24 protein-coding genes are annotated in these 22,772 nt (G+C 46.1%); 10 read left to right on the top strand and 14 right to left on the bottom strand.

Annotated elements, in window-relative coordinates; genetic code table 11:
• Nucleotides 1-102: 102 nt before the first annotated feature.
• Complete coding sequence (locus tag RID09_RS10125; protein ID WP_446335819.1) at nucleotides 103-345, top strand: helix-turn-helix domain-containing protein; 243 nt, start codon at nucleotides 103-105, stop codon at nucleotides 343-345.
• A 24-nt stretch (nucleotides 346-369) separates the two neighbouring features.
• Here the strand turns inward: RID09_RS10125 and RID09_RS10120 are convergent, their stop codons facing one another.
• Nucleotides 370-510, bottom strand: a complete 141-nt coding sequence (locus RID09_RS10120; protein ID WP_446335818.1) for a hypothetical protein — start codon at nucleotides 508-510, stop codon at nucleotides 370-372.
• A gap of 99 nt (nucleotides 511-609) precedes the next feature.
• On the bottom strand, nucleotides 610-1,092 hold the full coding sequence (locus RID09_RS10115) for a hypothetical protein (RefSeq protein WP_446335817.1): 483 nt from the start codon (nucleotides 1,090-1,092) through the stop codon (nucleotides 610-612).
• A gap of 301 nt (nucleotides 1,093-1,393) precedes the next feature.
• Between RID09_RS10115 and RID09_RS10110 the strand changes: the two genes are divergently transcribed.
• The 4 genes from RID09_RS10110 (at nucleotide 1,394) to RID09_RS10095 (ending at nucleotide 5,977) form a co-directional block, all read left to right on the top strand.
• Nucleotides 1,394-1,636 carry a helix-turn-helix transcriptional regulator gene (locus RID09_RS10110; RefSeq protein WP_446335816.1) on the top strand — a complete coding sequence of 81 codons (243 nt, stop codon included), beginning with the start codon at nucleotides 1,394-1,396 and terminating at the stop codon, nucleotides 1,634-1,636.
• Nucleotides 1,637-1,655: 19 nt separating this feature from the next.
• On the top strand, nucleotides 1,656-1,880 hold the full coding sequence (locus RID09_RS10105) for a helix-turn-helix transcriptional regulator (protein ID WP_446335815.1): 225 nt from the start codon (nucleotides 1,656-1,658) through the stop codon (nucleotides 1,878-1,880).
• A gap of 277 nt (nucleotides 1,881-2,157) precedes the next feature.
• Nucleotides 2,158-2,322 carry a hypothetical protein gene (locus RID09_RS10100; protein ID WP_446335814.1) on the top strand — a complete coding sequence of 55 codons (165 nt, stop codon included), beginning with the start codon at nucleotides 2,158-2,160 and terminating at the stop codon, nucleotides 2,320-2,322.
• A gap of 475 nt (nucleotides 2,323-2,797) precedes the next feature.
• A complete protein-coding gene (locus RID09_RS10095) occupies nucleotides 2,798-5,977 on the top strand; it encodes a beta strand repeat-containing protein (RefSeq protein ID WP_446335813.1) in 3,180 nt (1,059 codons plus the stop codon).
• A gap of 403 nt (nucleotides 5,978-6,380) precedes the next feature.
• On the opposite strand, the gene RID09_RS10090 is transcribed toward RID09_RS10095, so the two are convergent.
• On the bottom strand, nucleotides 6,381-6,947 hold the full coding sequence (locus RID09_RS10090) for a PEP-CTERM sorting domain-containing protein (protein ID WP_446335812.1): 567 nt from the start codon (nucleotides 6,945-6,947) through the stop codon (nucleotides 6,381-6,383).
• A 235-nt stretch (nucleotides 6,948-7,182) separates the two neighbouring features.
• Between RID09_RS10090 and RID09_RS10085 the strand changes: the two genes are divergently transcribed.
• On the top strand, nucleotides 7,183-8,907 hold the full coding sequence (locus RID09_RS10085; RefSeq protein WP_446335811.1) for a flavin monoamine oxidase family protein: 1,725 nt from the start codon (nucleotides 7,183-7,185) through the stop codon (nucleotides 8,905-8,907).
• A gap of 202 nt (nucleotides 8,908-9,109) precedes the next feature.
• A complete protein-coding gene (locus RID09_RS10080; protein ID WP_446335810.1) occupies nucleotides 9,110-9,610 on the top strand; it encodes an FxLYD domain-containing protein in 501 nt (166 codons plus the stop codon).
• A gap of 129 nt (nucleotides 9,611-9,739) precedes the next feature.
• Here RID09_RS10080 and RID09_RS10075 read toward each other — a convergent pair whose 3' ends face one another.
• From RID09_RS10075 to RID09_RS10055, 5 genes are all read right to left on the bottom strand, one after another.
• Nucleotides 9,740-10,342 carry a Uma2 family endonuclease gene (locus RID09_RS10075; RefSeq protein ID WP_446335809.1) on the bottom strand — a complete coding sequence of 201 codons (603 nt, stop codon included), beginning with the start codon at nucleotides 10,340-10,342 and terminating at the stop codon, nucleotides 9,740-9,742.
• Nucleotides 10,343-10,530: 188 nt separating this feature from the next.
• Nucleotides 10,531-11,586, bottom strand: coding sequence for an S-methyl-5-thioribose-1-phosphate isomerase (mtnA, locus tag RID09_RS10070; RefSeq protein ID WP_446335808.1), 1,056 nt, complete (start codon nucleotides 11,584-11,586; stop codon nucleotides 10,531-10,533).
• The gene (locus tag RID09_RS10065; protein WP_446335807.1) at nucleotides 11,528-11,653 is read right to left on the bottom strand and encodes a hypothetical protein; all 126 of its coding nucleotides are present in this window, start codon (nucleotides 11,651-11,653) and stop codon (nucleotides 11,528-11,530) included. The genes mtnA and RID09_RS10065 overlap by 59 nt, the downstream gene beginning before the upstream one ends.
• Before the next feature lie 29 nt (nucleotides 11,654-11,682).
• On the bottom strand, nucleotides 11,683-12,591 hold the full coding sequence (locus RID09_RS10060) for an Rpn family recombination-promoting nuclease/putative transposase (protein ID WP_446335806.1): 909 nt from the start codon (nucleotides 12,589-12,591) through the stop codon (nucleotides 11,683-11,685).
• 222 nt (nucleotides 12,592-12,813) lie between these two features.
• Nucleotides 12,814-14,043 (bottom strand): NAD(P)/FAD-dependent oxidoreductase, encoded by a 1,230-nt coding sequence (locus tag RID09_RS10055; RefSeq protein WP_446335805.1) that lies wholly within the window; start codon nucleotides 14,041-14,043, stop codon nucleotides 12,814-12,816.
• A gap of 318 nt (nucleotides 14,044-14,361) precedes the next feature.
• Here RID09_RS10055 and RID09_RS10050 point away from each other — a divergent pair, with 318 nt between their 5' ends.
• Complete coding sequence (locus RID09_RS10050) at nucleotides 14,362-14,949, top strand: TetR/AcrR family transcriptional regulator (protein ID WP_446335804.1); 588 nt, start codon at nucleotides 14,362-14,364, stop codon at nucleotides 14,947-14,949.
• 134 nt (nucleotides 14,950-15,083) lie between these two features.
• On the opposite strand, the gene RID09_RS10045 is transcribed toward RID09_RS10050, so the two are convergent.
• The 3 genes from RID09_RS10045 to RID09_RS10035 form a co-directional block, all read right to left on the bottom strand.
• On the bottom strand, nucleotides 15,084-16,034 hold the full coding sequence (locus RID09_RS10045) for a DUF1517 domain-containing protein (RefSeq protein ID WP_446335803.1): 951 nt from the start codon (nucleotides 16,032-16,034) through the stop codon (nucleotides 15,084-15,086).
• A 272-nt stretch (nucleotides 16,035-16,306) separates the two neighbouring features.
• Complete coding sequence (thiS, locus tag RID09_RS10040; RefSeq protein WP_446335802.1) at nucleotides 16,307-16,528, bottom strand: sulfur carrier protein ThiS; 222 nt, start codon at nucleotides 16,526-16,528, stop codon at nucleotides 16,307-16,309.
• Nucleotides 16,525-17,604, bottom strand: coding sequence for a thiamine phosphate synthase (locus RID09_RS10035; RefSeq protein WP_446335801.1), 1,080 nt, complete (start codon nucleotides 17,602-17,604; stop codon nucleotides 16,525-16,527). Before RID09_RS10035 ends, thiS begins: the two co-directional genes overlap by 4 nt.
• 183 nt (nucleotides 17,605-17,787) lie before the next feature.
• On the opposite strand from RID09_RS10035, the gene RID09_RS10030 reads away from it, so the two are divergent.
• Entirely contained in the window at nucleotides 17,788-19,380 is a 1,593-nt protein-coding gene (locus tag RID09_RS10030; protein ID WP_446335800.1) for a DUF1565 domain-containing protein, read from the top strand.
• A 51-nt stretch (nucleotides 19,381-19,431) separates the two neighbouring features.
• The gene (locus RID09_RS10025) at nucleotides 19,432-20,379 is read left to right on the top strand and encodes a putative 2-dehydropantoate 2-reductase (protein WP_446335799.1); all 948 of its coding nucleotides are present in this window, start codon (nucleotides 19,432-19,434) and stop codon (nucleotides 20,377-20,379) included.
• 47 nt (nucleotides 20,380-20,426) lie between these two features.
• On the opposite strand, the gene RID09_RS10020 is transcribed toward RID09_RS10025, so the two are convergent.
• The 3 genes from RID09_RS10020 to ndhN all read right to left on the bottom strand — a co-directional run bounded on the left by RID09_RS10020 (nucleotide 20,427) and on the right by ndhN (nucleotide 22,425).
• Nucleotides 20,427-20,879, bottom strand: coding sequence for a salt stress protein, Slr1339 family (locus tag RID09_RS10020; protein WP_446335798.1), 453 nt, complete (start codon nucleotides 20,877-20,879; stop codon nucleotides 20,427-20,429).
• A gap of 254 nt (nucleotides 20,880-21,133) precedes the next feature.
• The gene (locus tag RID09_RS10015) at nucleotides 21,134-21,739 is read right to left on the bottom strand and encodes a vWA domain-containing protein (RefSeq protein WP_446335834.1); all 606 of its coding nucleotides are present in this window, start codon (nucleotides 21,737-21,739) and stop codon (nucleotides 21,134-21,136) included.
• A gap of 203 nt (nucleotides 21,740-21,942) precedes the next feature.
• Nucleotides 21,943-22,425 carry an NAD(P)H-quinone oxidoreductase subunit N gene (ndhN, locus tag RID09_RS10010; RefSeq protein WP_446335797.1) on the bottom strand — a complete coding sequence of 161 codons (483 nt, stop codon included), beginning with the start codon at nucleotides 22,423-22,425 and terminating at the stop codon, nucleotides 21,943-21,945.
• Nucleotides 22,426-22,772: the final 347 nt, after the last annotated feature.

The following is a 22,772-nucleotide window of genomic DNA, read 5'->3' as shown; positions in this document are numbered from 1 at the left end:
CATAGAGTGAGGAAGGGGAAACGAAACAGGAAAACTACCTCCAGGAAGTTTCCCCATCCATGCTTATGTTGTTTAACTCTACAACTTGTAGAGTCACTTAAGATGGTAAACGATAGAAATCAAAATATCAACCCCAATGTGCCAAGCTTAAAAGAAATTCGCCTACGCTTGAGTTTGACCCAAGAGGAATTCGGGAAAGCACTAGGAATGGCAGCGAATACAATCAGCCGCCACGAACGGGGGCAACACAAAATTAGGTTTTCTGTGAGTCAGGTTAAACGCCTGAAGGAACTCCTAGAACAAGCGGGAATGTCAATCGACGACTTACCCGACGATATTGATTGAGACGGTATCAGTTCATCGGGTGTCTCAAGACTGGACAGCAACCGGGATAGAGCAAAACTGAGAGAGAGAATGCGATCGCGTGTTTTGGGGTAGAGAATGCGATCGCGCGTTTTGGGGTGGAGAATGCGATCGCGCCTCAATCCTTCCCACGTTACAAAACAACATAACTGTAGGGGCGTATGGCATACGCCCTTAAACCTATCGTTTAGAACCGCAACCTTAGAGGGCGCAAGCCTTGCGCCCCTACCTAAATTGAATACAATGCTATTCTTTAGCGGTAGAAGTTACCGCATCTGCATCGAAAACCACCTCGAACTGTGCATCAGGCATCCACTTTGCCAGAAAGCGCTGGTGATTTTGGGCTTCTGTGCGGCTGTAGAATCGAGCAACCGTATAATGTTGAGCATTGGGCAAAAGCCTAACCAGTGTCCAAGGATAATATTGTTGATTCCAAAAGCTATTGTTAGACTTTGGGAATGGTTCGGTTGTGCGCCCACATCCCCGATGCTCCAAAATAGAACGAATCATCGCTAAAAGTCGCTCTCGCTGTGGCGTTCCATCATTAGGTAACAGACTCCACTCATTGATTGGTGCGGGTAGCCAAGCCAACCGATAAGTCATCGAATCTTTGCTAATGTGCCAAGACAGGTGGCGTGGCTGTTTGCAGCAGTTGAACCCATCAGAACGAAAAGACGCAACAATCCTGTCGCCTTCAGCTTGCAGGCGAAGCCATTGAGAATGTTTCATTGTTATGATGATTGTGATTGTTTTTTGAGAAAGGGCGATCATTTGGCATAAACGTAAATATGCGATCGCCCCTTATCTATGGAAGGCTTTCTCCGGACTTACGCACGAGGCGATTGAAATCGCAGCTACACATAAGTTTGTACAGCCCCATGCTTGAACATGAGGGCAACGTGCTTCGTGTGAGAAACTACCCATAGAGGGATAGGGAAACAGGAAGTATGGGGACTTCCCTTATGCGTTTCCCTATCACTTGTGTTTGTTTATGGTCATTAAAGTGACCGAATGTCACTTACCTAATAGAATGGTAAACTATAAAAACTCAGAACGCAACCCAGAATTGCCAATTCTTAAGGAAGTAAGAGAGCGACTGGGAATGACCCAGGAACAAATAGCTGACTGCTTGGGAATATCGCGCAGAACAGTCATCCGTCATGAAGCAGGCGAACGAGTCATAAAACTGAACTTTGCTCAGATCCGACGATTGAAAGAACTTCTCGAACAGGCGGGAATGTCAATTGATGACTTACCCGATAATATTGACTGAGGCGATATCAGTTCATCGGATGTCTCAAAACTCTAACTTGCCAACTCTTAGACAAGTTCGTGAACGCCTGAATATGACTCAGGAAGAATTTGCGCGTGAACTGGGGACAACAACCAGAACCATTGGACGTCACGAAAGAGGAGAACACAAGCTGAGGCTGACTTTAGGGCAAATCAAACGTTTGAAAGAGCTTCTGGAACAGGCGGGAATGTCAATTGATGACTTACCCGATGATATTGACTGAGGCGGTATCAGTTCATCCGGTGTCTCAAGACTAGGCAGCAACAGCGATAGAGTGAGGCTGAGAGAGGGTGTGCGATCGCGTGTTTTGGGGTAGAGTGCGATCGCTCCAAAAAGCTTTCCCACGTTACCGTTGCTTTATAATCACAGGAGTCTAACCCTAATCTAGGTGCGCTAAAAATTCAATTGACTACTATTGGCTCCTATCAAGTAAAAGTCCAACTTCAATCTGCTGGTGAGCAATTGGCGGTGCTTTCTCCCGCTACAGAAGAGGAATGGATATGCCTTCAGATTTTTACGAACAGCAGCAGCCACCTTCTGTCAAAGACATGAACGGGAATGGGGAGTCCCAAACCTTCTTGAGTCGTGATCAAGTGAGGGCGGGGACAAAAGTTGTTATGAGTCATGCTCAACGGCAAAACACGATTCACAGAATTTTCACATAAATCCAGCCATTCTTCATCAACGCTTATCCCAGAAGCCTCTGTGGAGCAGTTATGCTACTAGTTAAGACGATATACATCGCTTACTCCCAAGTTGCAATTAGTGTATCTCACTCCTTATCCCGTTCTCAGTGGATCGAGAACGGGATTTTCCATTTAGGGATGGTACCATTTTGCTCAATCAAAAGGGATAGGGTTTTGGGATCAATAACAACGGACAAAGGAGGCATGACCTAACTTTACAGAAACTTTATCGATTTTTTATATAAACTTCATCGCAGCTATACACAACTCCGGCAAATTACATCCATAATAAAAACATAGATGAAATCTTTTTCCCACCCTTGGACAAGTCCCCGAAAGGGGATTTTTTTTTAGCAATGTAACTTAACAGAACTTCAAACCAGAATCCCCTTTACCGGATTCTCAAAACCAATACCTGTAAAAGGGGGTGACGATTGTAATCACCCTCTAATTAATGAAAATCTCCGCTCAAGCCCTCTGTGTTGGATTACTATTTTCTGGAGGGTTAACGTCCCCTGTCATCGCCCAAATGCCTGAGTCTGAAATCGATGCGCCACGTTTACCAACTCAGGGAACTGCCACAGATTTGAGAGTTTTACCCCGTATAGGCGGTGAGTTTACCACTGAAGGCGCAGGCTATCAAGACCCATTTTTTAGTCTGGAAGGCTTTGTTCCGATTACTCAGAATCCCGGAAGTACCCTAACATTTCTAGAGGGACAATTACGCCTGTTAACCGACTCCACGATGGGCGGAACTATCCTCCTCGGACAACGGTTCTACAACTCCTCTCAAAACCGGATTCTGGGAGGCTACCTTTCCTACGATACCCGTGATACAGGAAACAGCATCTTTCACCAAATTGGTGCGGGGTTTGAACGACTAGGAGAGGATTGGGATTTACGAGTGAATGCTTATTTGCCAGTCGGTGAACGCCGCCAAGAAGTGGATGAGTTGTTCTCCCTGCGCGGATTTGGGCAGAATAATTTACTCCTCAATCACCGCCAGCACTTTGAAGCGGCGATGGCTGGATTTGATATTGAAGCGGGGGGACGGTTGTTGCGACTGGGGGAAGGAGATTTACGGGGATATGCGGGGGTTTATTACTACGGTGGGGAGGGAACCGATAATACCATTGGGATTCGAGGGCGCTTGGAAGCACATCCCACGGATTATCTGAATCTGGGCTTATCGGTGCAAACTGACCAAATTTTTGACACTCGGATTGTCCTTAGTTTAGGCGCAACCTTCCCCGGAACCCGCCCCCGTGGGGTTGAACCCGCCAGCGCTTTGGTGCGTATGGGAGAATCGGTGGGACGTATTGCAACTATTATTGTTGATGAACAAACGGAAAATGGACAAGTCGCGGCGATAAACCCCAAAACCGGTCAACCTTGGCAGTTTCAGCATGTCACCTTGGGGATGAGTACAGGAAATGGTACGTTTGAAACGCCCTTTGGTACAGTGCAGAATGCATTGAGTGTGGCTGGGGCTAATGAGATTGTCTATGTGCAGGTGGGTACAACTTCCGAGATGGAGAGTTTTCAGCTAGCTGATGGGGTAGCGGTACTCTCAGCAGGTTCAGTCCAACGCATTGATACTCAGCAACTGGGTACGGTGCAGTTACCTTTATCTGGAAGCGGTCAGTTTCCCACGGTTACGGGAACGGTGACCCTAGGAAATAATACCACCCTTACTGGGTTTGCGATCGCGAATGTCACCGGCAACGGTATCCAAGGCGCGAATATTGAGGATGTGACGATTCAAGATAACCGCATCACTAACGCCACAGGACAAGGGATTAGTCTCATTGATGTCACCGGAACCAGTGCTATTGCCCGTAATAGTATCACAAATAGCGGTCAGCAGGGCATTTTTATTCAAGCTTCGGGAACCACTCAACAAGAACTCACCCTCGATAGTAACCAAATTCGTGATAGTGGCGCTCAAGGTGTTTTTATTCAAGCCTCCGGCGAGGTGCAACAGCAATTAACCGCAACCAATAATCAAATTAGTAATAGTGTTGGTCAAGGATTTTATCTGGCTGCTAATAATAATAGTCGCCAAACTTTTGAGGTTTTTAACACAAGCATCAGTAACACCGCCCTCGATGCAAATGGGGATGGGGGTCAAGGTCTTTTTCTGCAAGCCAATGCCAGCGCCCAGCAAATCTTAACCATAGATACCTTAACGGTTACGGAAAGTGCAGGTCAAGCCATCTTTATCGCGGCAAATGGGAATGAAGATGACCTAACCCAGCAATCTGTCCAAGATTTCAACCTCAGCAATGCCACCGTTAGCGAAAGTACAGGACAGGGGATTTTTATTGCGGCTAATAATAACAGTCAACAAAGCTTTAATATTGATGCCAGTACAATTAACCAGACTCGCCCCGACAGTAATGGGGATGGGGGTCAAGGTGTCTTTATTCAGGGAAATCGCGTCGCGGTTCAAGACTTTATCCTCAACAGTACCACAGTTACCAATAGCGCTGGACAAGGTATTTTAATTGCTACTAATGGCGATGAAAATGACTTAACTGCCCAATCAAGACAGGAGTTTCAACTCAATAACACTCAAATTAGTGATACCGTGGGTCAGGGTATTTTTATTGCCGCGAACAATAACAGTGAACAAGTCTTTAATCTCGACAGCAGCACGATTAGGAATGTTGGACTCGATGCCCAAGGCGAAGGCGGACAGGGGATTTTTGTACAAGGTAACCGTTTGGCAGTCCAGGAGTTCCAAATTAATAGTCCCACGATAACCAATAATGCTGGACAGGGTATTTTTGTTGCCACGAATGGGGATGCAAACGACCTCAGCGTTCAGTCGCGGCAAGAGTTTGGTATCACAGATGCCCAGGTTACCAATAGTACAGGTCAGGGAATTTTCATGAGTGCTAATAACAATGGATCTCAAAAGTTTGAGATTAAAGATAGTACAATTGATGGCACAAGATTAAATGCTCTAGACAGTGGGGGTCAAGCTGTTTTTGTCCAAGCTAATAGTATCGCTAAACAAGACTTCGCGATTGATAATGTCCAAATTAGTGATAGTCAGGGTCAAGGTATTTTTGTCGCGGCGAATGGGGATGAAGAGAATCTAGAACAGCAATCTCAGCAACGGTTTCAGATCAGCAATGTTCAGATTAGTAATAGCACTGGGCAGGGAATTTTTGTATCCGCGAATAATAATAGCAGACAAGAGTTTGACATTGAAACCAGTACAATTAGGGGTACAATTCCTACCAGTGGAACTGATGGGGGTCAGGGTATTTTTGTCCAGGGAAATGCTGTCGCGGTGCAGGATTATCGAGTCACTAATACTACGATTACCGATAATGCTGGTCAAGGTATCTTTTTGCAAGGGAATGGCAATGCTCAAACGATTGCTGATTTTGAGTTGACAATTTTGGACAAAAATGCTATTCCAGGATTTAATGCCGTACTCAATAGCGATCGCACGTTCTGCCTAGCCCTAACTGAGAATACCAGTACGACAGAGTTCCAGCTTCAGCGCAATGATGGCACATTCAAGGTCGTTAATCTCGATAATCTCCCTCAAAGTAATACAGGAACCATTAATTTTGCCCCCAGCCAGGAAGATTTTACCCCCGTTCCCCAGTGTAATTGAAGGTAGAAGGGGAGATGGGGTATTCGTAGGGGCGAAGCATTCGCGCCCAAATCTACCGGTTTTCTACCAAAGTCTCAACGCGAATGCTTCGCCCAATCCCCAACCACCAATGACGAAAAACAAATGACCATTTTGTCAAGATCAGTTTCAGATCAGCAGCGAAGTGCACCAGAACTGATCTAGAAGATCGTATAGCTTATAAGTCATTATAAAAGTAGCAAGACTCCAGATGCAGTCATCAACCAAAAAACTCTGCCTGAAGGAGAAAAGCATACACCCTGATACTTGTCCTCAGCCTTTCACAGAAAGCGCTGAGGTTTTTCGTATATGGGGAATTGCACCTAGTTCATAAACACTAAGCCAGCTTCATGATTTATGGTTCATAGCAATCCGCAATCAACAATCAACGATGAACCCTAAACTTTGTTCTTACCAACCAGCCAAAACCCAAAATGCCAAGCCCTAAAACAGCGCTAGGTTCTGGAACAGAAGCCGAGGGAGGACGCAAGGAGTAGGTTACATTGCCATTGCCCACCTCAAAGGAGGTTTCATCGATATAGTTAAACTCGTCTCCTCCTCCCAAACCAGTTGGGTTGTCGCCAAATATGGAGAAAATAGCGCCATTCGAGACTGTATATTGCAATCCCACTAGGCTTCCCTGGTTAAATTCGACAAAGGGAAAACCAAAGTCAACTAGATTGTCATCAGCTTCGGTATAGGTAACCCCCAAAAAGTCAAAGGAAATCGACAATCCCTCCGCAATTCCCACCGATTCGACCCCACTTCCGGTTAGGGTCGAGTCATCATAGCTAAAAAACCCCTGATATTGGGTATCGGTCAACAGACCTGTGGTCACATCCACCGTGAAATCGTAGGTAATGATTGCCGCTTGTGCCGAGTTAGCCTCTATTGCGGCAAAGCTCAAAGCTAATCCAGCAGTAACAATCGCTAATTTTTGGTAGTTCTTCACCCTATTCCTCCAGTTTGGCTCTGTTGCAATCTGATAGAAAACTTAAATCTTTGTATTTGTTTGATCGTAAAGCTTTAACACCATAACGGCTGGTGGAGAACAAGTCTTTACAAAATCTTCATAAAAGGGTCAAAAATCTTTACAAAATCGGGATGTACAAGTGTTCCTCTACGCCCATATAGTTAATAAATATCAAAACTGAATCAAAAAAATTTAAAACAGGTAAGGGTAAAAAATGGCTAAATCTCCCCTGATCAAAATCCTGCGTCAAGCCTACAAAATTGCTCAGATATCCCGAAAAACAGGTATTCCCCCTGCTGAGGTGATTGGCAACCTGAACCTGAAAACGAAAACATCTCGTCGCCGTTTGTTACAAGGTGGTTTAGCCTTAGCTGGAGCCGCTGCGGCTACGACTTTTCGGCGGGATGGGCATCGTGCTGTGGCACAACCTGGTGTATCCCCCGTCTTGGTGGTGGGTGCAGGAATTGCTGGATTGACCGCTGCCTATCGCTTGCAGCAAGCTGGGGTTCCCGTGAATGTGATTGAAGCAAGGAATCAAGTCGGCGGTCGGATTCGGACTGTGCCTAATGCCATCGATACCCCATTTCTGGTAGAACTGGGTGGAGAATTTATCAATACTGATCACGTTTACATAAAAAAACTGGCAACAGAACTTGGGTTTAACCTGGTTGATCGACAACTCAGTGAGCAAGGATTGATACCAGAAATTTACTTCTTTGAAGGACGCCAAGTTCCGATCGCGCAAATTATCACGGAATTTGCACCTGTTGCGGAACAGATGAACGCCGATTTAGAGGCGATCGACAATTTTGAAAACTACACGACAATCTTTCCAGCAATAAAAACGTTAGATAATCTTTCAATTAGCGCGTATTTAACAGGTGTTGGTGCAACACATCTAATCCAACGGCTCATTGAGGTGGCTTACACCGTGGAATATGGTCGAGAAGCCCAAGAACAATCCTGTTTAAATCTCCTGTATTTGATCGGCACTGAACCGGGTGAATTTAGTCTTTTAGGTACAAGTGACGAGCGTTTCTACATTGAGGGAGGGAATCAGCAAATTCCCCGGCGACTGGCACAGTTATTGGGGCGTTCTGTGGAAACAGGGACGGTTTTAGAATCAATCAGGAGCCGCTCAGATGGCCGTTACCGGGTAGGATTAAGATCTGGGGGTAGAACTGATGAGCGCACCTATGAACGGATTGTGCTGACTTTGCCATTTAGCGTACTACGCACCATTGAGCTGGACGTAGATTTACCGCCAGTGAAACAGTTAGCTATTAATAGTATTGGCTATGGCACGAATTCTAGATTAATCACGGGCTACACGGAAAAAATTTGGCGAACCCGTTATGAATCCATCGGCAATGTCTATGCTGACCTAGGGTTTCAAACTATAAACGAGGTGAGTCATAGTATCTCTACATCCCAGAGTGCTGGCTTGCTCGTTAACTTACCTGGAGGACGCCAAGGCTTAGCGATCGGAACAGCAACGCCTGAAGTTCACGCCCGAAGACTATTACCGCAATTAGAGCAGATTTTCCCTGGTATTAGTGCCACTCGGATTCCAGGTAAAGCTGTCCGCTCCTACTGGCCCGGTGAGCAATATAGCCGTGGGTCTTATTCGTGCTATTTGGTGGGACAATGGACTCAGATGTACGGCGCAGAAGGAGAACGAGTCGGTAATCTCTTTTTTGCTGGCGAACACACTTCCCTGGAATATCAAGGCTATATGGAAGGGGGTTGTGAAACGGGTGAACGTGCGGCTGAGGAAATCTTGGCAGATCTAGCCGGGGCTTCACCCAGAACTCGAGTCAACCGCGTACCCCTAAGGCGCGATCGCTTCCTTCCGTTTAATCGCCAGCAGCGGCAACAGCGGCGGCAACAACGGCAACAGAGTCTACAGCAGCTTCAGCAACTTCAGCCGCGTCGGTAAGATTTCTGCTTCCATCCAAACTTCCTATTCCCTTCCCGGTAGAAGATTACCTATTTTTCTCTTCCCCAGCTCCCCCAGCTCCCAGACGTAGCATGCTACGTCTCTACATTGCTCCCCCAGCTCCCCCAGCTTCCCCTGCTTCCCCTGCTTCCCCAGCTCCCCTTGCTCCGATTTTCAGTGAATGTAGATAGAAGCGGAAACCATGCTGAAACTGAGTTCATTTTTCATCGCTAATCTTGCCTTACTACTGCCAGGACTAATTTTCCATCGTCCCTTATTAGCCGATACGACTGATCCAGGAGGATTAATCCAGCCGTTTGATGCCCCAGTTTGTTATATGGAAACTGGAGATGGCAGGATACTTGATCTGAGTCATTTGTGTCGAACTCAACCTGCAGCCCCTACCAGTCGTTGTATTTCCGGCGCTGATGGAATGGCTTTGAGTCAGGTTAATTACAACGGCAATTCTCTTATCGGTCAAGTAAGCAATCGAACCTGTGTTCCGGTTCAACTCGTCAGAGTCAATTATCAAGTCCTGGATAACCAAGGAAACCCAATTGATAACGGATTCATCTATGCTGAACCAACAATAGTTCCCCCAGGAACAACAGCTTCATTTGAGGGCATTGTTGTCCCTGGTGTCGAAGTCAATGTTACTCATGTCGAGTGGAGTAACACGGAAGCAAGTGACAACGGATTTTAAGAAAAAAGGATCTTCTAGACTAACTATGATAAATTACTAGCAAAAATGCAATTAAGCAGAACCCTTCTTCTAAAATTGTCAAAATTATTAATTTTGTCCGACTACTTATATTCCAGATTACAATTACCCTCAACGAGTGCGGATAGCTTGAATGAATTCGTTTACGGCATCGTACTGATCGGGGTAGGCAATGTAGCGCAGTAACAGCGCCTTATCCAAATCGGGGAAAAATTGACTACGATTCACCTCTTCGTACTCCACAGAAGCGCCCAGAGAGAATATTCTCATCTGATCAGATTTCCAAAACCAGACTTCAGGGACTCTTCTGGGTTTATACAAATCCCGTCTGTTGATAGTTCCACTGGTAACAATAATTTCGATAACAATATCAGGCGTTTCCTTATTGCTACCAATGCAATAAGATTCATCAGGTGTACCGGAAGCATATCCAGGCGATTCCAGCGTAAATCCACCACGCCTGTAAAATCGGATGCCCTTTTCTCTCATGTAAGCTTCTAGCAGCAAGCTAAAAGTGCTTTTTATATTCTCATGAAATGCCCCAATCGGAGACATGATTTCCATTACCCCGGATAAGTAAGTCAGCCTGACACCTTGATTATTCTGCAATTGGGTTTCGATAGCTTTGAACTGTTCCCAGGTAATATCGTGCAAAGTAACCAGTTTTTCGGCTAGTGGTGGTTTGGGTTGCTTGTCTAAAAGGGAGACATTCATGGCTTTTTCTCGCAAACAAGGTAATTTCAGGTAGGGGGGCAAGAGTTATAATGCTTGAAACGAGTCGTGTTATCGTTTGTTGCTCTTGCCCACCTTCAGGTTACTTGGAGTTGATTGCCAGTGTGGCAAGTTCTCAAGTGTACCGATAATCTTGCACCATTTTCAGCCAGCACCTGTCAAGCCAACTATCAAGCCAACTGCTTCACGCGAAACTGCTGCAACTCCTCTGGACGCATCGCTCCTTTTTCGGTAATAATGGCTGAAATCAACTCTGCTGGCGTGACATCAAACGCCGGATTATAAAACTCCACACCCGTGGGACAAATCACCGTCTCACCAACTTGATAAATTTCCGAGGGATGGCGTTCTTCAATCGGAATTAAATCCCCTGTGGGCAACTCAAAATCAACCGTAGATAGAGGGGCGGCGACAAAGAAAGGAATATTATGCGCTTTGGCGAGTAATGCCACACTATAGGTGCCAATTTTATTCGCCGTATCCCCATTTGCGGCAATTCTGTCTGCACCCACCACCACTGCATCAATCAATCCCCGATTCATACAATGGGCTGCCATATTATCGGTAATCAACGTTACCGGGATTCCCTCTTGCACACATTCCCAAGCCGTCAGTTTTGCCCCTTGCAACCGAGGACGAGTTTCACAAGCATAGATTCTGGCTAACCGCTGCTGGCGCCACGTTGAACGCACCACTCCCAAGGCGGTACCATAGCCGGCTGTGGCTAGGGAACCAGCATTACAATAGGTAAGAATACATAATTTTTCTGGAGTCGCGGGCATCGCCGCCAACCCATTATCCCCGATCGCGTTACAGATCTGTAAATCTTCAACCTGAATCCCTTGGGCGGTTTCCAGCAGGGCGGTTTTTAACTGATCCACTGAACCAATGGTTTCATGGGCAGTTTTCAACATCCGCGCGATCGCCCAAAATAGATTCACCGCCGTCGGGCGAGTTTGACGCAGGAGTTTGGAAACCTCTTCGAGTTCAGTTAAAAACGTCTCGCGATCGTCTGTTTTAATGTCTCGCGCCCCCAAGTACATCCCGTAAGCCGCCGCCACACCAATCGCCGGCGCCCCTCGGACAATCATGGTTCTAATTGCCCGTGCCATATCCTCACAGCACTTAATTTCAACGACGGCATAGTTTTGGGGTAAACGGGTTTGGTCAATCAGTAGCACGCGATCGTCGCGCCAAACGATGGGATACACCGGATTGTTGGGCATAGTTACTAAGGGAGTTAACGAACCAGGGAAACTGAGTATAGTTTAACCTGCTTTGGTCTTTTGTCATTTGTCATTTGTCCTTTGTCCTACTCGCTTTCATTGAGAAGCCAGCCAACTTGACAAGTCTTCCAGACTGTTGAAATCAAAAATATTTTCTGTTAAAGTTTCCAACTCTGACAAAGACAAGTCTTCAACTTGGGTGCTTAGTGCTGCCGGAATTTCGCCAAAACGCTTTTTCAGTAAACGCATCACTAGAGCGATCGCTTCAGTTAGTCGCCCTTCTTCTTTTCCTTCTTCTTTGGCATAATTTAGCCGCCCTTTTTCATCTTGGATCATCATTCCTCGCCTATCTATCACTTCAAATTCTTCTACTGTCATGTTCGCTTGATTGGCTATATTTAAGGCGAGTTCGATCTCTGAAACTTCTCCTAACGTATCGGGGATATCTTCCAACATTGCAGCTTCTTTCAAAAAATAAATCCACTTATCTGTCAAACTTGTCAACTGGGATAAAGTCTTTTTTGATTTCGGTAATTCGACAAATATTAGTCGCCATTCACCGCTCATACATTCAAAGTTTTTAATTTCTTCTTTAAACACAAATTTGTTGATTACATCTTCTGTCTCTTTAAACAGGATAAAGTCAGTAATTGTCACCGCGATCGTTGGATTCAGCAGTGGGTAGTTTTCTCCTTTGACCAACTGGTTGCTATAAGCTTTGGCTAGGTTGTAAGCGACTCGTTTGTTAAATGCAGTCATTGATGCGATTTGCATTTCAATGATGACAATCGAGCCATCGGCTAAAACCGCTTTTACATCTAAATAGGTATCTTTTAAGCTGAGGACTTGACCGGGATTGTAGGGGTTGACAATGGTTAAGGATTGAATGACTTTTTCGCCCCCATAAATTATCGCATTGAGAAAGCTGATTAATATCTCTTTGCTCTGCTCAGAACCAAATATTTTTTTAAAGGCATAATCGACTTTAGGGTTGATAAATCTCATCGTTTTCTCCCTTTTTAGTCGCCCGTCATAGAAGATATTGTTATTTTACCACAAAGAAGCCCTATCTGAGGTACGCAGAAGCGAAGCGAGCGCTCACTACGAACGCGATCGCTCCCAGGTGATATGAGCCTTTGGCACGAGCAGTAAGCTCTTAGTTTCTTTCTACAATCTCATTACGCGGCAGGGGAAACTGAGTATAGTTTAACCTGCTTTGGTCATTTGTCATTTGTCATTTGTCATTTGTCCTTGCCCTTTAACTTTCCACCATGATCTAATTTTTCGCATCAGGTAAACGATCAAGCTCTTGGAGAGTTTCTCAAATTTATAGTAAAACAGGATATCCATCATCTCTTGAGTCTCTAGAGGCGCCAGATAAGATACACCTTCATCAATTTTTTGGTCGCTTTCAATTAAATAGCGCTTCATGCCAATTTTTTCTGACAGATTCCAGCTCCGGGAAAATTTCTGATATATTTCTTTTTGATAATCCTGAAAACTGGCTGATTCACCCTTTAAGTACTTCTGAATATGCTTGCCAGCTATTTCGGCACAATGCATGGCATGGCGAATCCCTTCACCACCCAAAAGGTTTACCATTGATACCGCATCTCCAATGGCAATAATATTATCGCGATAGTAAATATCCTGAAGTCCACTAGAATAATGTAGGGTTGACCCATGAATATCGATAATTTTATAGTCTTTGGCTTGTATATACTCGTGAATCAGTAAATCAATATAATATCGAATTGATTCCGTTTGCTTAATAAGTTTGTGGTCTAATCGATAGGATGCAGCCCCCACCTTTAACCGAGGCTTCTCCATTGGAAATATCCAAGAATAGCCTTTTGGCATCCATTTATGCCCTAAGAAAAACCAGAGGGAATTAGCATACTTCTCATAATCATTGTCTGAGACTTCAATTAAATATTCAATTCCAGACGGCTTGAGGAACGCAGGTTTCTCGCTTTCTTTCGTATACATGAGTGCTCTAGCCGGTCCTGTCGCATCCACCAGCACCTGAGTGGTGACAGTAATGGGTTCACCCCCTCGCGGCTTCAGTTCAACCAACGTCTCGCCCTGTTTTTGGGCATATTTTATATATCGATATCCCAGCCAAACGTCACCGCCACAAGATTTAACCTCATCAGCCAGGAATTTTCTCAACTTGGCGAAATTTAAGACAGCCCCTAAGGTTTGCGGAGAATCCCAATTTCGGGTTAAATTAGTGGTAACAATCACCAGATTCTGCCAAAAACTACCGACAACATCCTCAGGCAAGTCAAATTTTTCTAAGGTTTCTAATGGCGTAGCCGCACTCGAGAAATCATTTTTTTCAAAGGTTTCATGCTGCTCGACCAACAAAACATGATAACCGGATTTAGCTAACCACCTAGCACATTGTCCCCCGGCTGGACCTGCGCCAACTACGACAACATCGAAATTTCGCATACTATATTAGTAAAGGGTGTCATGAGTCCAGTCTCTCATACCAGGTTGCAATTTTAGCGGTAACCGTTAATTTTTTTTTTAGCAAAGGGTGAAGGGAAAACAGGCTTCCTTTCCATCTTGCTCCTTTACCCTGTCCATTTGTTACTGCTTTCAAAGAGGATTGGAAATCGGGGATGAGGAAACGTTACATCCTCGATGATTAGTTGAACTATTACTCAGTCCTGAATGACAAACCTGATCTCTCCTTCTACCTTTAGGAGGGGACGTTTGGGCTGCAAAACGCCACTGAGTATCAAATGAACCATTCCATAATTATTCATGAAACCATCTAAACGTGAGCAAATTGCCCAAGCCGCTATGCAACTTTTTATCCAGCATGGCTACAGGGAAACAAGTATGGATCAGATAGCCACCGAGGCAGACGTATCTAAGCATACCATTTACAATCATTTTCACTCCAAAGAAGGATTGTTTATCGAATTGGTGGAACAGTTCATTGATGAGCAGTTTCAGCCAGAGTTCCAGTCTGAACTGTCCGATGAGCCAGCAACAGGGTTACGCAGACTGGCAGAGGCATTTCTATTGAAAATGAATCATCCAGAGTACGGGGCGTTTCTACGTTTATTGATTGCTGAATCGGGTCATTTTCCTCACTTGGCACAATTGTTTATCCGCCGGGTGATTGGGGAAGAAAGTCATAGTCTGAAGCAGTATTTTGAGTCCCATCCGGACTGGCAAATTCGTGATCCGGAGTTGACTGCTTATATTTTTTTGAGTTCTATGTCTTCTTTGGTACTTTTTCAAGAAGTCATGCAAGGAAAGTCAATTTTGTCAATAGAACAAGACCGTTTAATTAACCAGTTAGTTGACTTTGTTAAACCGCCTTGGGTTGAAACCCAAGGCTAAAAGCGAAAGTTGTCTTTAGACAACTAGATAAGAGTTTGAGTCCATTTGAATGAACTTGAACTCTTAGCCCAAAACCGGTAGTTTGAACTCCTCATCGGGTTTCGGGCTTACTGACTCTCGGTGCAAGATGTGAGTTAAACCAGTTTCAGATCAGGATATTCCGCTAATACATCATCTGAGGTTAACGTATCGCCTTCGGCTTGGGGTGTCCAGAGGACTTCAATTGCCAATAAGCGCTCGCTTGACACACCACCTATCTGACGCAAGGCTTGACGCAAGTCATCAGAACTATTGATGGTGGGTAATTCCAGCTTCCCTTGTACGCCGGCTAAAAGGGTGACGATAATGTATTCACCGGGAGCTTGAGATTCAACCAAGGCTCCATTCCCTTCAGCCGCTTTGGCAGTCCCTTGGCGAAGTTGACCCTCATAATTAGATAAGGTTTCTTCGGCAAATTTACTGCGTTCTGCTAAAGAGAGCTGATTAAACCGGGCTTCGGCGGCGTCTAAAGCAATCTGTTGGGATTGCGCTGCACCATAGACCCAGTATTCAGGATGGCGTAGTAAGGCTAAAGTAGACTCTTGCAGCACTTGCGCTCGTCCTTGAGGTGAATCGGTATCAGCTTGTTGAGCTAACTCGTCAAGTTCCTGCTGAAGATTACGCGCACTGGCAAGTAAACCCACTTGCAAGCGTCCCACGGAAACCTTGGGATTGATCGTGTTAGGGATATCATTTCCGCCTCCTTCACCCAGACGACGGAAAGACTGTACCAAGAAATTCGCGATCGCAAAGAAGATCAGAATCCCAAACAGACTACCCATACCACCGAAGCCGAAGAAGGGTAAGAGGAAGGGAAAACCAATTCCTCGCCCACCATATCCATAACCGCCACCGGGAGCGCGATACCCTCCACCAGGGGGAGAATAGGTGCGACTCGGAGCGCGGAAGGAACCGCCACCAATTCTACCACCACTGCGAGCAGCTAAGGCGTCACTGGCATTCCCCAGGACTAAGGTAAAAATGAGACCAAAAACGAGCAGAGACTTTAAAAGGGGTTTGAGCTTTGAAAAAGGATGGTTACGCATAGGTTAATTAAGACTATCCCAACTGAGGTGAGTTTCCAACTGCTTACATTAGCCATCTGCAGTCTCTTTCCACTCCTGAATCTAAACTAAGGAAGACGAATCACCTCAAGCTGGGTGGGTATGAATGACTACACTTCCACTGTATCGCTCTCTTTCATCAGCTCAAACATCCTAAGAGTCGAGATTACCGATTCGTCATTTGTCAGGGAACACCCAGACGTAGCATGCTACGTCTGGAACACCCCCCAGCTCCCCCAGCTCCCCCAGCTCCCCTACCCACCACCGACAATCGTCACCACTTCTAAGTGATCCCCTTCCTTAATCTGAGTCGTTGACCAAAACTGGCGGTGGAGAATCTCACCATTGTACTCAACCGCCACTAAGCGCGGATTTAGGTCAAGCTGTTCCAACAGCTGAGGCAATTTGGTGTCAGCCGCACAGGTACGGGATTCACCATTCACTTGTAGAGTAATTTGATCGCGAGTGTTGGTCATAATTGAGGAGTACTGGCTTCAATACGACGCAGGTTTTGTTCTTTGGTGAGTTGAGAGAGGAAATACTGGGTAACCAATGTTGGTTGTTCCGCTTGCATGATCGCACGCACGATCGCGACTCTTTTTGCTCCCGCCCCTAAGACCTCATGAATATTATTCGGATCAATGCCACCGATCGCAAACCAGGGAATTGATGCCTTTTGTGCCGCGTACTGCACATAGTCTAAACCCGCCGCCGCTTTGCCGACTTTGGTGGGGGTTTCATAAACAGGTCCTACGCCAATGTAATCGGCGCCTTCTGCAATTGCCCGTTGCATTTCGTCAGAATTTGTGGTAGATCGACCAATAATCCGATGAGGTCCGAGGAGTTTTCTCGCTACAGCAATGGGCATATCCTGCTGTCCTAAATGAACGCCATCGGCATCAATCGCCAGAGCCAAATCCACGCGATCGTTCATAATAAATAATGCCCCGTAATGGTGGCACATCTGGCGCAGTTTCTGGGCTTGAGCGAGTCTGACCAAATCTTCAGCCCCCTTTTCCCGATACTGAACTAACGTCACTCCCCCTTGTAGCGCGGCTTCTACCGTGGGTAAGAGTTGGTCTGAGGGTGAGGTGACTAAATAAAGCTGCGATCGCTTCAGCAGTTGATAGCGGTGGTAGATGAGCAACTGACTCTCTAGGGTATAGACCCGATAGCGCATTTGTTTGCAAGCGACTCCCATACTGGGGCTATACAGTTTACCATATTCCTCTAGTACCCGTAAGGCTTCCTGAACCCGACACAGGTTAGCTTGCAAAACTTGTTGGATATTGGCACGTTGTTCTTCCTGGGGATGAGACAGTTCCGTCCCTAGATCACCAGGGGTATCCCGTTCGGCGCGAATCTCTCGACTATGCCAACGGGCAAGTTCTTGGCGCATCTGCTTGCATTCACTTGCCATCTGCACGCTATTTAGACCAAAGCGACACCACTCTTCTATAATCCGTAAGCCTTCTCTGGCTCGGTCTAAATTCGCATCTAAAATCCGGCAAACTGCTGGTTCTTGACCCATCCAACCGTTGTACCCGCTCATCGCCAACTGCTCCACGTTATTTCTTATCCTAACAGGGTGACGGCTTTTAATTCTTGACCGAGTATGATGTGGTTCATAAGTGTTGGAAATTTTCCATATTGTAGAACTGTTGTTGATTCGTTATTCTAATGCAACTAAGTACAGTAAACTCAAAACATGAGGTTGAGATTCACAGCGCCGGAAATGATTAAGCCCTACCCAATTCAACAGTTTCGCCACCCACACTTAGTCCGGTGTGGGTTCGGTGCGCTTGCTGTGGTTTCTCTCGGCTGCATCACCCTGACTCCTCTGGGTTTGCCCCAAGCTATGGCACAGTTAACCTTGATTCCCCAGGGACTTGTTGCCCAGAATCAGCAAGACACCCCAGTGTTGTTGGTCAACCCCATGACTGGGGATGATATTAATGGTAATGGTAATATGGATTCCCCGTTCAAAACCATTGCCAAAGCTTTACAAGTGGCTCAACCGGATACGGTGATAAGATTAGCGCCCGGTATCTATAGTTCTCAAACCGGCGAAACCTTTCCCTTAATTTTGCCCCCCGGCGTCACGTTGCAAGGGAATCCCCGAACTAGAGGGGAGAATATTATTATCCAAGGGGGAGGTCTATTTGAGAGTCCCACCCTATCCCAGCAGAATATTACTATTCTGGCAGCTAACCCCGCTACGGTAACCGGGGTGACGATTACTAATCCCAATCCTCAAGGGTATGGGTTATGGATTGAATCGAGTTCACCGGTGGTGGTGGATAATACCTTTACAGAAAATACCAGCGCCGCAATTGTGGTGAAGGGAAATAGTGCGCCAACCATTCGCAGCAATTACTTTTATAACAATGGTGGCGAGGGTATTCTCGTGGCGGGGACATTACAGGCAGATGTGCGGGAAAATGTGTTTATTGACCGGGATAACCCTAGCTTGGAATTGAGTCGCACCCTTCCCTCAACCCCAGCTGAATCCCCCACAACTCCCAGTATTCCCGAAACGGAATCGGGATCTCAACCCGTTGAAACCAGGGCGAATCCTTCCCCAACTCCGAGTATTCCCGAAACTGAATCGGAACCTCAACCCGTTGAAACCACGGCGAATCCTTCCCCAACTCCTGAACAGGTTTCCCCCATCGTTGAACCCGATAGGAGTATCTCCCAGTTAGAAATACTCCCCACCACATTCCCCTCAAACGGAACAACCCTATCGGTAGCGAATCCCAAAGAATTAACCGAGACTCAACCCGCAGCCATGGCTCAAACAGCCCTATCCCCCTCAACCTATTCCATTTCCGCCGCGTCTTTTCCGGTTCCCTCTAGTCTCCAGTCTCAAGAGAACCCAACGAATCCAGCGACACCAGCCGCAACTGTTCCCCAGATCATCGATATTTCTGTCCCCTCGCCAACCGAGACAGAGATACCCGATACGTCCACACCAGCCGCCTCTGAACCTGAAGCTGAAATAGGAGATGTCACGGTTAATTCTCCAGAGTTCCCCCGCCGGGATTCTGTTCCCGTACTCAATAGCAACAATCCACCCGCTATTCCCCAGGAACAGCCCCCAAAAACCCTACAGGGAGGGCGCTATCGGGTATTAGTCGCCGCCAAAACTGACGATCAACAAACCTTGGTGCGATCGCTGATTCCTGGATCATTCCGTACTTCTTACAATGGGACGTTGATGATGCAAGTGGGATTATTTATTAGCCGCGAAAATGCCCAACAGATTCTGGATTTGCTTAAGGAGCAGGGATTAACCGTTACTATTGAGTCCGATTTCCCCTTCTAGCCAACCCAATTTTTTGATATAAATCAGGAGTAGAATCAAGGGATTCAGCCGATGGGAAGAGATTACGCCGTGATTGGCACAGGCGCGATCGGAGGTTTTTACGGCGCTTGCTTGCAAAAAGCTGGACTCGATGTCCATTTTCTCCTCCGGCGCGATTATGACTATGTAAAAGAGCATGGTTTGGCAATTTCGTCAACCTTCGGAGACTTTACCTTACCCCAGGTGAATGCCTACAACCATGTCAAAGATATGCCCCCAAGTGATGTCGTATTAATCGCCCTAAAAACCACCCAAAATCATCTCCTTCCTCACCTGCTTCCGCCTCTTATCAAACCTGGAACCGTAGTTCTCACCTTGCAAAATGGCTTAGGGATTGAACCTGAAATTGCTGCCATAGTTGGGGAAACCGTGGAAGTTTTAGGGGGACTCTGCTTTGTCTGTTCAAATAAAATTGGTTTGGGTCAAATTCATCACCTTGATTATGGTCAAATCCAGCTCGGCGCATACAGCAAAAACCACCAACCCCAAGGAATTAGCCCAACAATGCGTCAGATTGCGGCTGACTTTGAGCAAGCCAATATTCCGATTCAGCTTTCTGAGAATTTATTCCTTTCCCGGTGGAAGAAATTGGTGTGGAATATTCCCTATAATGGTCTATCTGTCGTATTAGATGCCACAACTGATGCAATTATGAAGGATAGTCATGGGTATCAGATGACGGAACAACTGATGCGAGAAGTTGTAGCCGGGGCGGCGGGGTATGGTTTAGAGATAAAAGAGAGTTTTGTTCAAAAGATGCTGGATTATACGATGAAGATGAAACCCTATCGTACCAGCATGAAGATCGACTATGATTGTCATCGTCCGTTGGAAGTCGAAGCCATGTTTGGCAACCCAATCCGGGCGGCGCAAACGGTTGGGGTTGCGGTTCCCCAAATAACCCTACTCTATCAACAATTAAAATTCCTAGATACCAGAAATATCACGATTGGTGATTAATATCAACGTTTCAGCGGAACGCCTCTACAAGCTCCCTCATCTCCCGCTCAAGGAGTTTCCCGCAGCGCTTGCAGATAATCCATCGCGGCTTCGAGTTTGGAGGGATAGCTATAAGAAAACTCTTCAAACCAAAGCCCTTCCTCAGAATGGGGCTTTAAATTATTTAACCATTCTTGGGCTTGTTGCTTCAGGGCTTCCCGTTTGCGCTGTTGTCGCTGTTTTGCCTTGATTTGTTCCTCTTGCAGTTGCTGCTGTCGTTTCCGTTGGGCTTCGTGCTCTTTCTCCTCAAACTCAGCCTTCAATTCTGAGAGTATACTATCTTCTACAGGCGATCGCGAGGATGGGGAAGAGGAAATGGGTTGATACGTGGACGAATTCGTTGTGGGCGACTTCAAGTCGTCCTCATCCAACAGAGGTTTTTTTTCAGGGGGTTTTCCCTGATCTTTTTCTTGATATTCTGTTTTGATTTGGGCTAATAAGTCATCAAGGGATTCTGCCATAAGACTAGACTCTCAGTGACGAGAGATGTTGTTATCAACAATTATAGTGAAGGACACATCCCAAAAGGTCATGTCCTGTATATCTTCTATTCTAATCCGCTTTGCTTTTGCCCACTCTGACACGGAATCCCTTGACACCTGCTCTCGATTGATCGCCTGACTTAAGGATCGGATACTCCACCAGGAGACGGCATAATACTCACAGATGAGGTAAATGCACCCCCTGTGTCAGAAAACCCACTAAACTTGGTTGCCTAATCGATTACAGCATTGAGCAACACGTCTGTTAAGGTCATATCCTCCATATCCTCAATGGTTACTGTATCCACAATGTCAAATTTTGCGCCAGCACTTTCGAGTTCATCATCAAGAATTTTGAGGAACTTCGTTGCTTGAGAATCACTGCCAATTTGGATAAAGGAAATGGCTAACTCTTCATCCTTATCCATTTTGCGTGACGCTTCGATAATCACCTTCATCACAGCTTTGCGGTCATCGGGTTCCCCATCGGTAACCACCAGTATGGTTTCACCATTCAACTTCGTCTGACCGCTAGTCTTACGCTGAAAATAGTTGTTAAGGGCATCCTGCAAGACAGATGCCAAGTCAGTGCGCCCTGATGGCTCATTTTCCTGGAATACCTGGATAACTTTATTAGCCGTCACACCGTCATAGCGTTTGAAACGACCAGAAAAGAGGTAAATGGTGATACCATCGGGATCAAATTCTTCGCATTTATTCGCTAAAGCCAGGGTAGACTCTTGCATAACATCCCAGCGGCTTTTCCCAGAATACTGATCCCGAATGGACATACTGCCGCTTTTATCAATGATTAAGGTATAATCTCGTTTCTCTAGCATAAAAACGTTCCCAAATCTACTACAGTCCTTCTCAAGATTATCAAACCCACAAATCGGCGATCGCAAACTGTAAGGTGGCGACAGTTCGGGAGCCGGACTGTAGGGGCGGGTTTTCCCGATAACATTTTGGCACAAACCGTTTTCCTAGAGGAGCGCCCGCCCTTTTAAGTTGTACAGACGTTGCCTGCAACGTCTCTACCGCGTTAGGATGCCCACTGGGATACAGTCTCCTGAAGCGGCTGCCAACGGAAATAGCGCTCGCCTCCCATTTCAAGCGCCACTTTCACACGCTTCTCCTGTTTAGGTAAAGTGATGAAATATTCAATTTCTTGGCGGGATAGACTAGCGCCCTCGATTAGCCACAGTACCATCCCTTTCGACTTAGCCGGTAGATTTTCCAATTGATACGTCAGGATAGGCGGGACAAAGTAAACCGGACCCACAGCAGCGCTTTGACCAATTGTTTTCTTGCCCAGATGCGGTGGACGGACACCGTGAACATCCGTCAAATAAGCGGCTGGATCGCCTAATCCTTTCACGGAGAAAGAAATCGTCGTATAACCCGCCGCCCGCAGTCGTCGCCGATAACGCCCTTCAAATCCTCCCTCTAAGGGAGCGTATAATGCCAATGCGCCGGACTGCTCTAAATCCCTAATGAACGTCTTTCCGGTGGTGATCAGTGCCATTTATTTCTCCGATTCCGCCTTAAGTTTTGTTAATTCTTATCAGCCAATTATATAGCCTTTATTACCGCTTCTAAAAACCTAGACAAACCTACCCATAAGTAATTCTGCCTTGGTATAAGTCCACGGTGTAACTTTTGGTCGATAACCGTTAACGCTTACGCTTGGCTGATACCCGGCATTGTTGCTCGATATCAGCCTTAACCAATGGCTCCCAGTTAGAGACACTATAGTAATCGTGTCTACGATTGACTACAGGGCATCGACCCATAAAATTATTAAATTGATATAGAGCGCTCCATACGTGCTTTCTCGGATTCACTCCGAGATAGGCGGACACAGAGCGCGGC

Source organism: Coleofasciculus sp. G1-WW12-02 (assembly GCF_040219735.1).
Taxonomy (GTDB): Bacteria; Cyanobacteriota; Cyanobacteriia; order Cyanobacteriales; family Coleofasciculaceae; genus Coleofasciculus.
Note: the sequence above shows the minus strand (reverse complement) of the source record. Positions and strands in the feature narration are given on the sequence as shown.

Bases quoted from the DNA above. Each gene is read 5' to 3' on its own strand.
- RID09_RS10115 (WP_446335817.1), bottom strand. From the start codon at position 1,092: ATGAAACATTCTCAATGGCTTCGCCTGCAAGCTGAAGGCGACAGGATT.
- RID09_RS10065 (WP_446335807.1), bottom strand. From the start codon at position 11,653: ATGACAAAAGACCAAAGCAGGTTAAACTATACTCAGTTTCCCTGGTTC.
- thiS (WP_446335802.1), bottom strand. From the start codon at position 16,528: ATGACCAACACTCGCGATCAAATTACTCTACAAGTGAATGGTGAATCC.
- RID09_RS10075 (WP_446335809.1), bottom strand. From the start codon at position 10,342: ATGAATGTCTCCCTTTTAGACAAGCAACCCAAACCACCACTAGCCGAA.
- RID09_RS10035 (WP_446335801.1), bottom strand. From the start codon at position 17,604: ATGAGCGGGTACAACGGTTGGATGGGTCAAGAACCAGCAGTTTGCCGG.
- RID09_RS10125 (WP_446335819.1), top strand. From the start codon at position 103: ATGGTAAACGATAGAAATCAAAATATCAACCCCAATGTGCCAAGCTTA.
- mtnA (WP_446335808.1), bottom strand. From the start codon at position 11,586: ATGCCCAACAATCCGGTGTATCCCATCGTTTGGCGCGACGATCGCGTG.
- RID09_RS10100 (WP_446335814.1), top strand. From the start codon at position 2,158: ATGCCTTCAGATTTTTACGAACAGCAGCAGCCACCTTCTGTCAAAGAC.
- RID09_RS10080 (WP_446335810.1), top strand. From the start codon at position 9,110: ATGCTGAAACTGAGTTCATTTTTCATCGCTAATCTTGCCTTACTACTG.
- RID09_RS10055 (WP_446335805.1), bottom strand. From the start codon at position 14,043: ATGCGAAATTTCGATGTTGTCGTAGTTGGCGCAGGTCCAGCCGGGGGA.
- RID09_RS10105 (WP_446335815.1), top strand. From the start codon at position 1,656: ATGTCTCAAAACTCTAACTTGCCAACTCTTAGACAAGTTCGTGAACGC.
- RID09_RS10060 (WP_446335806.1), bottom strand. From the start codon at position 12,591: ATGAGATTTATCAACCCTAAAGTCGATTATGCCTTTAAAAAAATATTT.
- ndhN (WP_446335797.1), bottom strand. From the start codon at position 22,425: ATGGCACTGATCACCACCGGAAAGACGTTCATTAGGGATTTAGAGCAG.
- RID09_RS10045 (WP_446335803.1), bottom strand. From the start codon at position 16,034: ATGCGTAACCATCCTTTTTCAAAGCTCAAACCCCTTTTAAAGTCTCTG.
- RID09_RS10020 (WP_446335798.1), bottom strand. From the start codon at position 20,879: ATGGCAGAATCCCTTGATGACTTATTAGCCCAAATCAAAACAGAATAT.
- RID09_RS10050 (WP_446335804.1), top strand. From the start codon at position 14,362: ATGAAACCATCTAAACGTGAGCAAATTGCCCAAGCCGCTATGCAACTT.
- RID09_RS10110 (WP_446335816.1), top strand. From the start codon at position 1,394: ATGGTAAACTATAAAAACTCAGAACGCAACCCAGAATTGCCAATTCTT.
- RID09_RS10015 (WP_446335834.1), bottom strand. From the start codon at position 21,739: ATGCTAGAGAAACGAGATTATACCTTAATCATTGATAAAAGCGGCAGT.
- RID09_RS10120 (WP_446335818.1), bottom strand. From the start codon at position 510: ATGTTGTTTTGTAACGTGGGAAGGATTGAGGCGCGATCGCATTCTCCA.
- RID09_RS10095 (WP_446335813.1), top strand. From the start codon at position 2,798: ATGAAAATCTCCGCTCAAGCCCTCTGTGTTGGATTACTATTTTCTGGA.
- RID09_RS10030 (WP_446335800.1), top strand. From the start codon at position 17,788: ATGATTAAGCCCTACCCAATTCAACAGTTTCGCCACCCACACTTAGTC.
- RID09_RS10025 (WP_446335799.1), top strand. From the start codon at position 19,432: ATGGGAAGAGATTACGCCGTGATTGGCACAGGCGCGATCGGAGGTTTT.
- RID09_RS10085 (WP_446335811.1), top strand. From the start codon at position 7,183: ATGGCTAAATCTCCCCTGATCAAAATCCTGCGTCAAGCCTACAAAATT.